The organism is Pseudomonas fluorescens (assembly GCF_018614655.1).
Lineage (GTDB): Bacteria > Pseudomonadota > Gammaproteobacteria > Pseudomonadales > Pseudomonadaceae > Aquipseudomonas > Aquipseudomonas fluorescens_BX.
Map to the genome: position 1 here is coordinate 26,167 of NZ_JAGGOG010000002.1, position 15,570 is coordinate 41,736.

13 protein-coding genes and 1 riboswitch are annotated in these 15,570 nt (G+C 59.7%); of the genes, 6 read left to right on the plus strand and 7 right to left on the minus strand.

From position 1 onward, the window contains the following. Positions 1–6: 6 nt before the first annotated feature. Positions 7–112, minus strand: a riboswitch (TPP riboswitch). Positions 113–309: 197 nt separating this feature from the next. Continuing rightward, the gene (locus J7E41_RS00990) at positions 310–1,749 is read left to right on the plus strand and encodes a TolC family outer membrane protein (RefSeq protein WP_214989562.1); all 1,440 of its coding nucleotides are present in this window, start codon (positions 310–312) and stop codon (positions 1,747–1,749) included. A gap of 34 nt (positions 1,750–1,783) precedes the next feature. On the opposite strand, the gene waaA is transcribed toward J7E41_RS00990, so the two are convergent. Both waaA and J7E41_RS01000 read right to left on the minus strand, forming a co-directional pair. Beyond that, positions 1,784–3,061 carry a lipid IV(A) 3-deoxy-D-manno-octulosonic acid transferase gene (waaA, locus tag J7E41_RS00995; protein WP_214989563.1) on the minus strand — a complete coding sequence of 426 codons (1,278 nt, stop codon included), beginning with the start codon at positions 3,059–3,061 and terminating at the stop codon, positions 1,784–1,786. A gap of 23 nt (positions 3,062–3,084) precedes the next feature. After that, positions 3,085–3,975 (minus strand): LysR family transcriptional regulator, encoded by an 891-nt coding sequence (locus J7E41_RS01000; RefSeq protein WP_214989564.1) that lies wholly within the window; start codon positions 3,973–3,975, stop codon positions 3,085–3,087. 102 nt (positions 3,976–4,077) lie between these two features. Here J7E41_RS01000 and J7E41_RS01005 point away from each other — a divergent pair, with 102 nt between their 5' ends. The 4 genes from J7E41_RS01005 to J7E41_RS01020 all read left to right on the plus strand — a co-directional run bounded on the left by J7E41_RS01005 (position 4,078) and on the right by J7E41_RS01020 (position 7,527). Further along, positions 4,078–4,413, plus strand: coding sequence for a DMT family transporter (locus J7E41_RS01005; RefSeq protein WP_003209492.1), 336 nt, complete (start codon positions 4,078–4,080; stop codon positions 4,411–4,413). 122 nt (positions 4,414–4,535) lie between these two features. Beyond that, positions 4,536–5,711 carry an NAD(P)/FAD-dependent oxidoreductase gene (locus J7E41_RS01010; RefSeq protein ID WP_214989565.1) on the plus strand — a complete coding sequence of 392 codons (1,176 nt, stop codon included), beginning with the start codon at positions 4,536–4,538 and terminating at the stop codon, positions 5,709–5,711. Continuing rightward, positions 5,708–6,520 carry an aldo/keto reductase gene (locus J7E41_RS01015; RefSeq protein ID WP_214989566.1) on the plus strand — a complete coding sequence of 271 codons (813 nt, stop codon included), beginning with the start codon at positions 5,708–5,710 and terminating at the stop codon, positions 6,518–6,520. The genes J7E41_RS01010 and J7E41_RS01015 overlap by 4 nt, the downstream gene beginning before the upstream one ends. Positions 6,521–6,561: 41 nt before the next feature. After that, a complete protein-coding gene (locus J7E41_RS01020) occupies positions 6,562–7,527 on the plus strand; it encodes a metal ABC transporter ATPase (protein WP_214989567.1) in 966 nt (321 codons plus the stop codon). A 215-nt stretch (positions 7,528–7,742) separates the two neighbouring features. On the opposite strand, the gene J7E41_RS01025 is transcribed toward J7E41_RS01020, so the two are convergent. The 5 genes from J7E41_RS01025 to msbA form a co-directional block, all read right to left on the minus strand. Next, on the minus strand, positions 7,743–8,675 hold the full coding sequence (locus J7E41_RS01025) for an NAD-dependent epimerase/dehydratase family protein (RefSeq protein ID WP_214989568.1): 933 nt from the start codon (positions 8,673–8,675) through the stop codon (positions 7,743–7,745). A gap of 14 nt (positions 8,676–8,689) precedes the next feature. Continuing rightward, positions 8,690–10,120 carry a bifunctional D-glycero-beta-D-manno-heptose-7-phosphate kinase/D-glycero-beta-D-manno-heptose 1-phosphate adenylyltransferase HldE gene (gene hldE, locus J7E41_RS01030; protein ID WP_214989569.1) on the minus strand — a complete coding sequence of 477 codons (1,431 nt, stop codon included), beginning with the start codon at positions 10,118–10,120 and terminating at the stop codon, positions 8,690–8,692. A 103-nt stretch (positions 10,121–10,223) separates the two neighbouring features. Further along, a complete protein-coding gene (cysC, locus tag J7E41_RS01035; RefSeq protein WP_214989570.1) occupies positions 10,224–10,832 on the minus strand; it encodes an adenylyl-sulfate kinase in 609 nt (202 codons plus the stop codon). Beyond that, positions 10,825–11,529: a sulfotransferase family 2 domain-containing protein gene (locus J7E41_RS01040; protein WP_214989571.1), complete on the minus strand. Its 705-nt coding sequence runs from the start codon at positions 11,527–11,529 to the stop codon at positions 10,825–10,827. Before J7E41_RS01040 ends, cysC begins: the two co-directional genes overlap by 8 nt. Positions 11,530–11,713: 184 nt before the next feature. Next, on the minus strand, positions 11,714–13,519 hold the full coding sequence (msbA, locus tag J7E41_RS01045) for a lipid A export permease/ATP-binding protein MsbA (RefSeq protein ID WP_214989572.1): 1,806 nt from the start codon (positions 13,517–13,519) through the stop codon (positions 11,714–11,716). Positions 13,520–13,674: 155 nt separating this feature from the next. Here msbA and J7E41_RS01050 point away from each other — a divergent pair, with 155 nt between their 5' ends. Then, complete coding sequence (locus J7E41_RS01050) at positions 13,675–15,516, plus strand: bifunctional O-antigen ligase/aminoglycoside phosphotransferase family protein (protein WP_214989573.1); 1,842 nt, start codon at positions 13,675–13,677, stop codon at positions 15,514–15,516. Positions 15,517–15,570 lie beyond the last annotated feature (54 nt).

The window sequence follows — 15,570 nt, forward strand, 5'->3', positions numbered from 1 at the left end:
CGCCGGGTGACGAGAAATCTTGTTCCCTACGCAGGCGCTAACCTGATCAGGTTCAACGGGATCCGGTATTTACCGATCTCAGCCTCATAGCAAGGCACCCCGACAAGAACGCGGCCAGTCTAGACCATGGAGCAGGCAAATTGCCAATAGCCGTGCATTCAGCGTGATGAATGGCGTAATTACAGGATTGTTGTGCCGTGATGCCACCACTACACTCGGCTACTGCTTCGAGGCCTTGACGCTCCGAATCGCTCGCCGTAGCCTTGGGCGCTAAATTATTGTCGTAATATTCACACTAGGGATCGCCTCATGCTGCGCAAACTCTCACTGGCTCTTGCCGTGTCTTGTGCGACCAATGGAATGGTCTGGGCAGCTGAAGCGCCCCTGACGACCAAAACCGACCTGGTCAGCGTCTACCAGGAAGCCGTGGATAACAACGCCGACCTGGCCGCCGCCCGCGCCCAATATGGCGCGCAGAAAGAAGTCGTGCCCCAGGCCCGCGCTGGCCTGCTGCCCAACCTGTCAGCCGGCGCCGACAGCAACAATGTGCGTACCCAGATCCATCAGCCGGCCGCCACGGCCAATCGCGACGCTCATTCCTGGCGGGCGACCCTGAGCCAACCGTTGTTCCGTGCCGATCGCTGGTTCCAGCTGCAAGCGGCCGAAGCGGTCAATGAGCAGGCATCACTGCAACTGTCGGCCACCGAACAGAACATGATCCTGCAAAGCGCCGAGAACTACTTCGCCGTGCTGCGGGCCCAGGACAACCTGGCGTCGACCAAGGCTGAAGAAGCCGCATTCAAACGCCAGCTCGACCAGTCCAATGAGCGTTTCGATGTCGGCCTGTCGGACAAGACCGACGTACTGCAATCCCAGGCCAGCTACGACACCGCGCGGGCCAATCGGATCCTGGCCCAGCGCCAGGTGGACGACGCCTTCGAAGCGCTGATCACCCTGACCAACCGCCAGTACAACTCGATCCAGGGCATCGTCCACACCCTGCCGGTGTTGCCGCCGGCGCCGAACGACGCCAAGGCATGGGTCGAAACCGCAGGCCGGCAGAACCTGAACTTGCTGGCCAGCAACTACGCGGTGACCGCCGCCGAGGAAACCCTCAAGCAACGCAAGGCCGGCCACGCACCGACTCTGGATGCGGTAGCGCAGTACGAAAAGGGTGACAACGATGCCCTGGGCTTCAGTAACCCAAACCAACTTCCGATCCCTTACGGCGGCGATGTCTCGCAACGCACCGTTGGCTTGCGCCTGAACATCCCGATCTACAGCGGCGGCCTCACCAGCTCGCAAGTGCGCGAATCCTATTCCCGCCTGGACCAGACCGAGCAGCAACGCGAAGGCCTGCGCCGCCAAGTGGTGGAAAACACCCGTAACCTGCACCGCGCGGTGAACACCGATGTGGAGCAGGTGCAAGCGCGTCGCCAGTCAATCATCTCCAACCAGAGCGCGGTGGAAGCCACGGAAATCGGTTATCAGGTGGGCACGCGTAATATCGTCGACGTGCTCGATGCCCAGCGCCAGCTGTACACCTCGGTACGCAACTACAACAACAGCCGCTATGACTACATCCTCGACAACCTGCGATTGAAACAGGCGGCAGGGACGTTGAATCCGGGGGATTTGCAGGATTTGTCACGGTACCTGAAGGCTGATTACAACCCGGACAAGGACTTCTTGCCGCCGGATCTGGCCAAGGCGGCTGCGGAGCAGTTGAAGGCCAACCCCAACTATTAAGCACAACACAAAACAACAATGTGGGAGCGGGCTGTCAGGGATTCAGCAGTTTGCCCAACCCATCCAGCAACCGCTGCAACGCCCCCTGATTGGCCTGCATCACCTTGAGCCCCGCCTGCGCCATCTTCTGCGCATCCTGCGGCAGCTCGAACAAGCGCTGCACTGCCACTGCCAGCCCTTCGGCATCGTCTACTTCCTGCAGCGCGCCGACCTCGCGCATCATCGCGGCGATTTCCAGGAAGTTGAACACATGCGGGCCGGTGATGACCGGCTTGGCCAACGCCGCCGGCTCCAACAAATTATGCCCGCCCGTAGGTACCAGGCTGCCGCCAACAAAAGCGCTGTCAGCCAGGGCATACAGAAACAGCAATTCGCCCATGGTGTCGCCGAGTAATACCGACGTGCCAGCCGTAACCGGCTCAGCGCCGGAGCGCCGCACCGTGGTAAACCCTTGCTGCTGGCATAGCTCAAACACCGCGTTGAAGCGTTCCGGGTGACGCGGGACCAGGATCAACAACGCATCGGGATGGCTGGCGAGCAACTGGCGATGGGCGGCCAGCACCACCTCATCTTCACCTTCATGGGTACTGGCGGCGATCCACACCGGGCGCTCAGCGGCCTGCCATTGCTCACGCAAGGTGGCTGCACGCGCCAGAAGCTGAGGATCAATTGTCAGGTCGAACTTGATCGAGCCAGTGACTTCGACGGTTTCCGGCCGCGCGCCCAGGCTACGAAAACGCTCGGCCTCGGTTTCGGTCTGCACAGCGAACAGGCTCATCTGCGACAACATCGGCGCAGTCAGTTTGGCGAAACGTGCGTAACCCTTCGCCGAACGCGCTGACAGTCGCGCGTTGGCCAGCGCCACCGGAATCCCGCGCTTGGCGCACTGATGAATGTGGTTGGGCCACAGTTCGGTTTCCATGATCACCGCCAGTTTCGGCTGGACCTTGTCGAGAAACCGCGCCGCGGCACAAGGCAAGTCATAGGGCAGATAACAGTGCTGGATCCGTGGTTCATTGGCGAACAGGGCCTGGATCCGCTCGGAGCCGGTGGGAGTCATGCAGGTGACGGTGATCGGCAGCTGTGGATAACGTTGCAACAGGCCGCGGATCATCGGCGCGGCGGCGATGCTTTCACCCACCGACACCGCGTGCACCCAGATCCCGCCGGGCTGCATCACCGGCAGCCCGTAGGAAAAGCGCTCGCTGACGCGCTTGGCATAAGCCGGCGCCTTGCGGGACCGCAGCCATAGACGTAAAGCCACCAACGGCAGCGCCAGGTAAAACAGACAGCTGTAGAGAGTTCTATTCATGGCGGCGGAGTTTATCGGCTTTTTCAATCGATCGCCTGTAAGCACTCGGCAAAACGTTCGGCCAGGAAACGCGTGGCCGGGCCCAAGGGCTCATCGCGGCGCCATACCATCTCCACCACCAGCGCCGGCGGGGTCCATTCGCTGTCCAGTTCGACCATCTGGCCCTGATACGTCGGGTACTGCACCACGTGTCGTGGCAACCAGGCCCAGCCCAACCCCCGCGAGAGCCATTCGGCCAGCACATAGAAGCTGTCGGCACGCCACACCTGCGGGCTGGCGGCTTCGCTGCCGGGATACACGCTGGTTTGGGTGGACATCAGCAATTGCCGAAACTGCGCCAGATGCTGGCAAAGCACGTGCTTTCCCGTCGCCAACGGATGCCCGATGCCGCACACCGTGACCATTTCCACACTGCCCACCACCCGCCGCTCCAGGGCTTCGGGGATCTGGTCGTGGTAGAACAACAGGCCCAAGTCCGCCTGGCGCTCCACCAATTTGCGCGCCACGTCGCCTTGGGCGGCGCTGGACAGTTGCACTTCCAGGCTGGGGAATTGCCCCGCCAGGGCTTCAAGGCTGTCGAGTACCGGCTGATAGAGCATCGCCTCATCCTGCGCCAGGCGCAGGCACGCTTCTTCGCCGCGCATCAGCGACATGGCACGACCGTTGAGGCGCTCGCACTGACGCAACACTTCCCGCGCCTCCTCCAGCAACACCATTCCGGCTTCGGTCAGGCTGGGCTGGCGGCCGCTGCTGCGATCAAACAGACTGAGCCCCAGATCCGCTTCCAACAAGGCGATGCCATTGCTGACCGCCGACTGCGCCCTGCGCTGATCCCGCGCCACCGCCGAAAACGAGCGCTGCTCGGCCACGCTGACAAACAGGCGCATCTGTTCCAGATTCCACTGCACGCTCATGGCTCAACCCATCTTTATTTCGGATAGGTAATGACTTTACCCCATCTGTGGAGTCTCTAGAATGCCGACCTTATCAAGCGACCCTATACCGAGGATTACTCCATGAACGCTGCCTACTATTACCTGGCTATCGCCATTTGCTCGGAAGTGATCGCCACCGTTTCCATGAAAGCGATCAAGGGTTTCAGCACTCCCATCCCGCTGCTGCTGGTGATTGTCGGCTACGGCGTGGCCTTCTGGATGCTGACCCTGGTGGTACGTACTGTGCCGGTGGGCGTGGCTTATGCCGTCTGGGCCGGGATGGGGATCGTCATGGTCAGCATCGCCGCGCTGTTTATCTATGGACAGAAACTCGACATCCCCGCGATGCTGGGGATGGGCTTGATTGTGCTGGGGGTCGTGGTGATTCAGTTGTTTTCGAAAACAGCCGGGCATTGACCGTTCGCTCAAAACCCAAGGGAGTCCAGAATTCGCAGCCTCGTTTCACTCGACAGCTCCTACAGTGCACATGGCATGAGCCTGTATACTTGGCAGCTTGTCTTGAACACTGAGGTCGCCGCATGCCATCCGTTATTTCCACCGACGTTCTGATTGTCGGCGCCGGGGTTGCCGGCCTCTGGCTCAATGCGCGCCTGCGCAGCCAGGGGTTTTCCACGGTGCTGGTGGAAAGTGCCTCGCTGGGCGGCGGGCAAAGCGTGAAGTCCCAGGGAATCATTCACGGCGGTGCGAAATACGCCTTGCACGGTGCCCTGACCGGCGCCTCCGAAGCCATTGCCGACATGCCCCGCCGCTGGCGCGAAGCCTTGGCAGGCAGCGGCGAGCTGGACCTGTCCGGCGTGCGCCTGCTGTCCCAGGCCCACTATTTGTGGTCCCCGGGCACCCTGGCCGGCAACCTCACCAGCTTTTTCGCCAGCAAGGCCGTGCGTGGCCGAGTGGATCAGGTCAAGGGCGACGACCTGCCACCCGCCCTGCAAGACCGCCGCTTCAAGGGCAAGGTCTATCGCCTGGCCGAACTGGTGGTGGATGTGCCGAGCCTGATCAAACGCCTGGCAGAATTGGCCGGTGATGGTTTGCTCGCCGGGCAACAGATTGAACCGCTGCTGGAAGACGGCACACTGGCGGGACTGAAGGTCGATGGCCGCGAGATTCGCGCCCAGCGCATCGTCCTCAGCGCCGGCGCCGGCACGGCGGACCTGCTGAACGCATTGGGCCTGAGCCAACCGGCCATGCAACGCCGCCCGCTGCACATGATCATCGCCAAGGGCCCCGGCCTGAAACCGCTGTACGCCCACTGCCTGGGCGGCGGCACCAAGCCGCGTATCACCGTCACCACTCATCCGGCGGCTGATGGCAATTGGGTCTGGTACCTGGGAGGCGATATTGCCGAGGCCGAAGGTGTCGCCCGCACGCCAGAAGAGCAGATTGCCACTGCGCAAAAGGAATTGGCGCAACTGCTGCCGTGGATCGACATGAGCCAGACGCAATGGGCCACCTTGCGAGTGGATCGTGCCGAACCGCTGCAATCAGGCCTGACCCGCCCGGACAACGCCTTCCTCGCCGAACAGGATCGCCTGCTCGTGGGCTGGCCAACCAAGCTGGCCCTGGCACCCGACTTCGCCGATCGCGTGATCAATGCACTGGAACGTGACGGTATCAAGCCCTCATCCACCGAAAAGCTGCCTGATCTGCCAAAGCCACCCCTCGCCCAACCCGCCTGGGAGCAACTGTTGCCATGAGCCTGCCGACCCTGCATGACCTTCATCGCCCCTTGGGCAGCACTGGCCTACTGGTCTCGCCGCTGGGGCTGGGCACCGTCAAGCTGGGCCGTGACCAGGGAGTGAAATACCCCAACGGCTTCCAGATTCCGGGCGACGACGAAGCGCAGATGCTCTTGCGCCAGGCCCGCGACCTGGGCATCAACCTGATCGACACCGCCCCCGCCTATGGCCGTAGCGAAGAACGCCTGGGCCCGCTGTTGCGTGGCCAGCGCCAGGATTGGGTGATTGTCAGCAAGGTCGGCGAAGAGTTCGTCAACGGCGTGTCCCATCACGATTTCAGCGCTGCCCACACCCGGTTTTCGGTGGAGCGCAGCCTGCAACGATTAGAAACGGATTTTATCGATCTGGTACTAGTGCACTCCGACGGCAACGACCTGCATATCCTCAATGACTGCGAGGTCTACCAGACCCTGGAGGACCTCAAGCGCGAGGGCAAGATTCGTGGTTATGGCTTCTCCGGCAAAACCGTCGAAGGCGGCGTGAAGGCTCTGGAACGGGGTGATTGCGCCATGGTGACCTACAATCTGAACGAACAGGCCGAGAAAGCCGTGATTGATTATGCCACCGCCCATGGCAAAGGCATTCTGGTGAAAAAGGCCCTGGCCAGTGGTCACGTGTGCTTGGAACCCGGAATGGATCCAATTCATGCCAGTTTCATGTTGTTGTTTGCGCAAACCGGCGTTGCCAGTGCTATTGTCGGGACCATTAATCCGCTGCACCTCGCCCATAACGTGGCGACCGCTGCCCAGGTCATTCGTCAACTCTGATGCCGCCGACGCGGCCGACCCCGACGCAAGAAGGAGCCGACATGCCGCGAACGCTCATAAGAAAAAACCCCAGTAACTTTAAAACACTGCCGCTGTTCGTCGAAGCTACCCCTGAAGGCCTGAGCTACCAGAGCGTCGGCATGCCGCTCAACTTTGCCCAAACCTTGCAACGGCGCAAACCGGTAACCGTGGTGGATGCCGAGCGGTTTTCCCTGGAGCTGGCCAATCTCGGCGTTTCAGTACGCCTGACCCTGCATTGGCAGAATCGCGATTACTGGGTACTGGTGCGCCAACGTCGGCAGGATCGCGGCGACGTGGTGCTCAAGCTGATTTCCGGCTATGTCCCGGCCCATGAGCTGAACCTGCCACTGCATACCGCCATCCAGGAAATCGCTGAAGAGTGCCTGTTGGAAACCCCGGAAGGCTGGCTCGGAGGTCGCTTCAATGACACCTGGCTGCCGGCGCCCTACTCCAGCGCCCTGCATTACCGCGAAGCCTTGCCGTTTCGCCTGAGCCCGCTATCGGGTGCCGCCCGCCCCGTACGTTGCGCCACCATGCAACTGATCGAACGCCCACGGGCCTACGTGCATTTGCCCACGGCTTCGCTGCAATTGATTTATGACTTGCGCCTGGAAGTGCCGAAAGAGGCCAAGTCCCTGAGCCTGTTTCATGTCGATGAGCGACTGGAGGGCGACCAGTTGGTGGCGCGACTGGACCGTCAGCGCCCCGACCTGTACCTGATGCCTCTCAAGGACGGCCAGCCGAGCGCCGAGCTGTATACCTTGAAGAAGGACCAGCTCTATCCCGCCAGCACCCGCGGATTGTATCTGGCAGAAAGCTTTGCCCAGCAGGAAGGCTGGTTGGTACGCGATGAGCGGATCAGGTGGAAGGACTGGCTCAGACAGCAGGGACTGAGCACACCCGAGAAGGAATCGAAGCTAAAACAATTGACCGGCAAGGCACGGCAGATCTTGCGCAAGATGGTGCCGAAGAAGGCAAGCCGCTAACGACAGCTACAGGGAGTGTGTCGATCACCTGTAGCCGCTGGCGCAGCCTGCGATCGGCTGCGCAGCAGTCGCCAGTATCTTGAAACTGCCGAAGGTCCTTCGGTCCTTGTCGCAGCCTCGTACCTCGGCAGCGGCTACAACGGGTCAAATGTATGACCTGACAGGGCTCTTGCCTGGTGACGCGCAAGACGGTATCTACAGACCAAGCAGCTACCTCAGAGCTGGAGCAACCGCGCCAACCCCACCTTCATTGGCGTCGGCTCCGGCAGTTTGAAGCTCGCCAACAGGCGCTGATTGTTCGCCCGCGAGTGACGAATATCCCCCGACCGTGCCGGCGTGTAGCTGACAGCCGGCAAGTCGCCTACCACTTCGACCAGCGCCTCCAGCACCTGCTTGAGGGTGGTGGTCTGGTTCCAGCCGACGTTGATCGCACCCGCTGGGACGTCTTCGGCTTCAATCGCTTGCACCAGCAAATCCACCAGGTCTCCCACGTACATGAAATCGCGGGTTTGCTCGCCGTCGCCAAACACGGTGATAGGCAAGCCTTTTTGCGCGCGCTCACTGAAGATGCTGATCACCCCGGAATAAGGCGAAGAAGGATCCTGGCGTGGCCCGAAGATATTGAAGAAGCGGAAAATTACCGGCTCCAGTCCATGCTGGCGGCGATAGAAATCGAAATAATGCTCGCTGGCCAGTTTGTCCGAGGCATAAGGCGTCAAGGGTGCCTTGGACGTGTCCTCATCAATGGAAGCACCCTCGCCATTGTTGCCATACACCGCCGCACTGGAGGCGAACACCACACGCTTGACCCCCGCCTCGCGCATGGCCTCACAGACATTCAAACTGCCGATGAAATTGCTCTGGTGAGTGCTGACGGGGTCATCCACCGACGCCTGGACCGAGGCCACCGCCGCCAGGTGCACCACCGCACAAACGCCAACGGCCGAGCGGGCAACCAACGCAGCATCGGCAACATTGCCTTCCAGCAACTCCACCCGAGCGTTGTCCATGGGCAGGTTGCTGCGCTTGCCGGTAGACAAATCATCGAGGATCCGCACGGCATAGCCCTTGGCGAGCAAGGCATCCACCAGGTGCGAGCCAATAAAGCCAGCACCGCCGGTGATCAGAACGAGAGGAGCATCAGCCATATCGGTAAAACCTATTAAGTAACGTCATTGCTGCGAATTTTTTCGACAATCGCGGTGGTTGAACTGTTCTCCACCAGCCCCAGCACTTTGACCTTGCCGCCATAGGCATTGACGATATCGCCACCGACTACCTGATCGACGGAGTAATCGCCGCCCTTGACCAGTACGTCCGGCTTGACCTGGGCCAGCAGGTTTTCCGGGGTCCCCTCGGAGAAGCTGATCACCCAATCCACCGCGCCCAACCCAGCCAGCACCGCCATACGACGGTCGACACTGTTGATCGGCCGGCCCGGCCCTTTCAGGCGACTGACCGACGCGTCGTCGTTGACCGCGACGATCAAGCGATCGCCCTGGGCGCGCGCCTGCTCCAGGTAGGTCACGTGACCGGCATGGAGAATGTCGAAACAGCCATTGGTGAAGACAATACTTTCGTTATGGGCACGGGCATCGTCGACCGCCAGCAGCAACTGCTCCAGGCCCAACACGCCTCGCTCCGAACCTTCTTCACGCTGGATCGCGCGGCGCAGCTCCGGGGCACTGATAGCCGCCGTACCCAGCTTGCCGACGACGATACCCGCCGCCAGATTGGCCAGGGCCACGGCATGGGGCAGCTCTTCACCGGCAGCAATCGCAGCCGCCAAGGTGGAAATCACTGTATCGCCAGCGCCGGTGACATCAAACACTTCACGGGCCCGCGCAGGCAGGTGCATGGCCGGGTGATCAGGACGCAACAGGGTCATGCCGTGTTCGCCACGGGTCACCAGCAAGGCACCCAGGTCGAGATCGGCCATGAGTTTTGCACCCTTGGTCACCAGTTCGTGCTCATCGACACAACCGCCAACGATGGTTTCAAACTCGCTGAGGTTCGGTGTGATCAGGCTGGCCCCCCGATAAATCGAGAAGTCCTTGCCCTTTGGATCAGCCAGCACCGGAATGCCCCGGGCCTTCGCGGCCTGGATCAGCATCTGGTGATTCTTCAGCGCGCCTTTGCCGTAGTCGGACAGCACGAGCACCTTGATACCTTCGAGCAACTCATCGACCTGGGCACTGAGGGCCAGGGCGTCGGTGGCGAAGGGTTCTTCAAAATCGATACGCAGCAACTGCTGGTGACGGCTCATGACCCGCAACTTGACGATGGTCGGCTGATGGGCAATACGCTGGAACAGCGCACGCACGCCAGCACCGCGCAGGCTGTTGGCCAGGCTGTCGGCGGCTTCGTCGTCACCGGTCACACCCACCAGGGAGGCCGGGGCGCCGAGAGCGGCAATATTGAGGGCAACGTTGGCAGCGCCACCCGGGCGGTCTTCGATTTGCTCGACCTTGACTACCGGTACAGGTGCCTCAGGGGAAATCCGTGAGGTACCGCCATGCCAGTAACGGTCGAGCATGACATCGCCGACCACCAAGACAGGGGCTTGATCGAATCGCGGCATGGACAACTTCATGGAGCAACCCACATACAAAATGAACAGGGGCGCGATATTACCACAGGGTGAGCGCTGGCTCGTTCGAGAGCTTTACCTGCGATGAATCACACCCTTTTACTGATCACTTTTTGAACAGATCGCTCAAGATATGCTGAACGGCATCAGACAATTCGAACTCATCGGTATTGAGCTCGCAGTCGGCCTGATGCGGCGCTTCGTACGGACTGTCCAGCCCGGTGAAATCCTTGATACGCCCCTGCAGGGCCGCCTGATACAAGCCTTTTGGATCGCGTCGGGCACAAATATCGAACGGCGTACTGACGTAGATTTCGAAGAACTGTCCACAGCCAAACAACGCCCTGGCGGTATCCCGATCAGCGCGGAACGGCGAGATGGCCGAGACAATCACAATCAATCCGGCCTCCACCATCAGGCGTGCTACCTCGCCAATACGGCGGATGTTCTCCTTGCGCGCCTCATTACCCATCCCCAGGTCATTGCATAAGCCAGTGCGCAGGTTGTCGCCGTCAAGCACAAAGGTATGACGCCCTTGCTCGTTGAGTTTCACCTCCAACGCATTGGCCAGGGTCGATTTTCCGGCCCCCGACAATCCCGTCAGCCACAGGCAACAGGGCTGCTGATGTTTGAGGGCGGCACGGGCGGCCACTGACAGTGACAGCGCAAATGGGCGAATAGAGGCAAAACCGACTGACGGGGACACATTATTCATAACCCAGGAGCTCGTAATCACGTTGATAGACACGCCTGACCAGGCGACGCGTGCGCAAGGAGCAAAAATCCCTGACAGGTTCCACACGACGCTCAACGGAACCATTTAAATGAGGCAGGGTGGACGCAACGCCCAGGCGCTCGCACAGGTGCTGGAAATCTCGATCCAGATGTTCCTGGCGGCCGATGAAGTCCATGGCCATGTGCCCCATGGCGTCCACCAGGAAGTCGGTCTGCGGGGCAAAGTGAAGTTGGCGTCGCACGTTTTCCGGGTGCAGCCAGCGCGCGACAAAATCGTCGAAGTCCCGGTAGCCGGACACCAACACCTGGGCCTGATAATCACGGGTACCCAGAGGGTTGCCCCGCAGAAAGGCATAGGCCGAATAGGCACGTTCCAGAGGGTCACGAACGAAGGTGAACTTGAGGCTGCGCGAGCAGTGCTCAGGGAATTGCTGCTGGTACCAATACAGCGGCAAATGTCCCGGCCTCCAGTTATCAAAGAGTGCAGAACAGACGCTGCTTCCTGCGCACTTGGGGACATGGATGAACACGCATGCATGCCGCCGAAAAGGCTCCGGAAACACTGCGCCTGCAGACATGGACTTGTTCACGGCTTGGCGATCAACCACTGACAAGCGCGCCAACAGGAAAGCCCTTTGAGGTTTTGGAAGCAGTTTCCAGAGAATACGTTGCAACATCCCATTACCCACGCGAGAGGGTTAACCCCCATCGTTCGCCATCAAGATCTTGGGGCCAACATAACAAACGAAGGGCAGGGAATTATTTGGCGTTGGTCAAGTGTGTAAAGATGCGGATACAAAGCTTCAGGGCGCGTTGCGCGCCCTGAAGGATGACAGGGTGATTGGGCTCACCCCGTATTTTTCAAACGATGTCGACGGTCGTCGGCGCGTCCAGCCCCATGGCATTCAGGCGTGCGTAGTAGCCGTTCTGTGCCAGCAGCTCTGCATGGGTCCCACGCTCGACAATCTGTCCCTGGTCCATGACCAGGATCAGATCCGCCTTCTCGATGGTCGACAAGCGGTGAGCAATGACCAGGGTCGTGCGGCCTTTCATGACCTTGTCCAGCGCCGCTTGAATGTGGCGCTCAGACTCGGTATCCAACGCCGATGTCGCCTCATCGAGAATCAGCAACGGGGCATTTTTCAGCAAGGCCCGTGCGATGGCCAGCCTTTGCCGCTGGCCGCCTGACAACAGCACACCATTCTCACCGACCTGGGTGTCGAGGCCATGCGGCAACTGCGCAATGAAGTCCATGGCGAAGGCATCGGTGGCAGCCTTCTCGATATCCTCGCGAGGCGCGTCCGCCAGGTCACCGTAAGCAATATTGTTGGCCACGGTGTCACTGAACAAGGTCACATGCTGAGTGACCTGGGCAATATGCTTGCGCAGGTTCAACAGGCGGAAGTCTTCCACCTCGGTGCCATCCAGGAGAATTTCGCCCTTATCGTGATGGTAGAAACGCGGAATCAGGTTGGCCAATGTGGACTTGCCACTGCCGGAGCGCCCTACCAATGCCACCATCTTTCCAGGCTCGACGCTGAAGCTGATGTCGTTGAGCACTTGGCGCTCGGTGCCTGGGTAGGTGAAGCTCAGGTTACGAATTTCAAGGTGCCCGGTGACAGCGTCCAGCTCGACGGTGCCGCGATCGACCTCTGGCTCTTCGTCCAGCTGTTCGAAAATGCTCTCGGCCCCTGCGACGCCTTTCTGGATGGTCGAGCTGACTTCCGACAGCTGCCGGATAGGTTTGGGCAACAAACCCGCCAAGGTGATGTAGGCGATCATGTCGCCTGCCGAAGCATCGCCACGCAAATAGAGCGCCAGGAACATCAGGATGGCCATCGCGCTGTAAATCACCAACTGCAACATCGGTGTATAGATCGCACCGGTGCGGGTCATACGCAGCTGTTTGTCGGTATTGCCCTGGCTGGCGTTGAGGAAACGCTTCTGCTCGTAGACTTCACCACCGAAGCTGCGCACGACGCGGTAGCCCTGGATGGTTTCCGAGGCAACATGGGTCACGTCGCCCATCGCCACCTGGATTTTTTTACTTTGCTTACGGAATTTTTTGCTGGCCGTGCTGACCATGACAGCGATCAGCGGAAGAATGGCGACCATCACCAGGGTCAGGCGCCAGTTCATGATCAACAGCGAGGCAAACAGAAATATGACGGTCATGCCCTCGCGGATAACGACCTTGATCGCATCCGTCGCCGCCCCGGTAACCATGGTGACGTTGAAGGTAATGCGGGAGATCAAGTGCCCCGAGTTGTGTTGGTCAAAGTAGCGGTTAGGCAACACCAGCAGGTTATTGAACAACTGCACCCGCAGGTCATGCACCAACCCCAGGGATACCTTGGCCAGGAAGTAGTTGCCCAGGAAAGAACCCAGGCCCTGCCAGGCGGCAATCAGCACGATTAACAAAGGCACAGCCTGCAGCAACCGCAAGTCACGCAGGTAAGGCACTGAGGGAAACAGCGCGGCCTGGGGGTTTGACAGGCCATCGACGAAATACTTGAGGATGTATCCAAGCATCGGCTGGGTCGAAGCGAAAATCAGAAACCCGACGATACTGATGATAAACAGCCCCACGTAAGGCCGGACATAGCCGAGCAAACGGAAGTAGATTTTCAAGCTCGATGGGTCTGCGCTGGGACTGGAGTTGGTCATATCACGCGAAAGTCGTTGGAAAGGATGCAGACTTTAGCACAGCTTCCCTGTCGGACCGGCACCAGCGAAGGATGCTAAAGCGCGAACCTGACAAACGACAGCCCACACCTATTACCGTTATGATGGCCGCTCATCACGGCGACGAATTTCAAAGCATGCACCTCAGCGGCCTCAAAAATACCCCCTATCGAATCTTCGACTTCATTTGCCTCTGGATCCTCCCAGCGGGTTTTTTCATGTTGTTGTGCGGTCTTTTTTTCCTGCCGGATCGTGGCTCGCTGCACAAATTTTATTATGGGCTGTTCAGCATTCCGGCCTTGATTGCCCTGCTCTTGCGCCCCCGTGAATTCAAGGAGCTGCTGCGTGAGCCTATTTTCATTGCCTTGTTTTTGTTCGTCGCCTGGGCGCTGACGAGCCTGATGTGGAGCCCGCAAACCGATGATTTCCTGGGCGAATTCAAGCCTTCGCTGCATGGACTATTTCTATTTGTTGGCTGCTACCTGCTGATTCGCTACCGTGAAGACCTGCTGGGCCCGCTGCTGTTTGGCGCAGCCATCATCGCGCTCGTCTTTACTATCAAAGACCTTTACGTCTTTGCTCGGGGCTATACCCCCGAGCTACGAATGGTCGGTGGCGGGGCCTTTGACAACCCCCTGCTGAGCTCTCACCTGTTTGGTTTCTTCTGTGTCTACTGGCTCAGCCGGAGCATGACCTGCCGGCGCATGCATCTACTCTGGCTCACTGTTCCGGCAGGGGCAATCATGTTTGCAGCCATGCTTGCTACGGGCTCAAGGACCCCGTTGGTGGCCCTGACCCTGGCCGCCTTGTGGATCAGCATGAACTGCTGGAACCGCAGGTCGATGGCGCTGGTCTGCACCGTCGTTATTGCCGGCCTAAGCGTTTTCACACTGTTCTCGCAAATGCTGATCGAACGAGGCAGCTCCTACCGTTTTGAAATCTGGCAAATGGCACTGGAAAAGATTGCCAGCAGTCCGTGGATTGGCCAAGGCTTCAATGCACCACTGAGTATTGCCCCACCTGGCTTGGGCTACATCCTCGACGAACCCCATAACTTCGCCCTGGGCGTCCTTTATTACGTTGGCATCATCGGCTTTTTGCCGTGGCTGTTCATGCAACTCAAAGGCCTGCTGACCTGCTGGCAACATCGCGTACAACCGCTTTTCATCCTGGCCTCAACCTGGTTGGTCTACGGTATCGGCGCCGGCCTCACAGAGGGCGGCGGGATTCTGTCCCGGCCCAAAGAGCACTGGTTTCTCTTTGCAATCCCCATGGCGCTGATCGTGGCACTGTCTATCAACGCTCGCGCCAAGCGCTTGCTCACCCTGCCGGTGAAACCGCTGAGTCGTTCGAGCGCTGAGGAAATGATGACCGATGCCCGGGTGATTGAAGCCGATGGGCTCGGGCCGAAAGTGCTTCAGTTGAAGGATGGCAGTTTTCTAAAACTGTTCCGCCGTCGCAGCTTCTACACCTCGGGCAGCTACAACCCTTATTCACAACGCTTTGCTGCCAATTGCCAGCGGCTTCGCGAGCTGGGCATAACGACCCCACAAGTACTGGCCCTGTATGACTTGCACGACGGAAGTAACGCCGTGCAATACCATCCACTGAGCGGCCAGACACTTCGTCACGTACTCGCATCGGCCAGCCCGACCGAACGGCATGAACAGGTGCAAAAATTCGGCGAATTCATGGCCCGACTGCATGAACAAGGTATTTACTTCCGCTCACTGCACCTGGGCAATGTGTTGGTACTTGAAAGCGGCGGATTCGGCTTGATTGATCTGGCCGACATGCGGATTTATCCCTCGCCACTGAGCCTGTCGCTACGCCGGCGCAACCTGCGCCATATGCAGCGTTATGACGAAGACCGCGCCTGGCTCTTCGATGAACACCTGCCGGCGCTGCTTGAGGGGTACGGCACAAAAGCATCGGAGCGGGCAGTTGAAAGCCTGCTGAAACAGATCCAGTCGACCTGACGGGGCCAGCCAGGCGCTTGCAGATGCAGGCGCCGACGAAACCGCCGGCGCCCA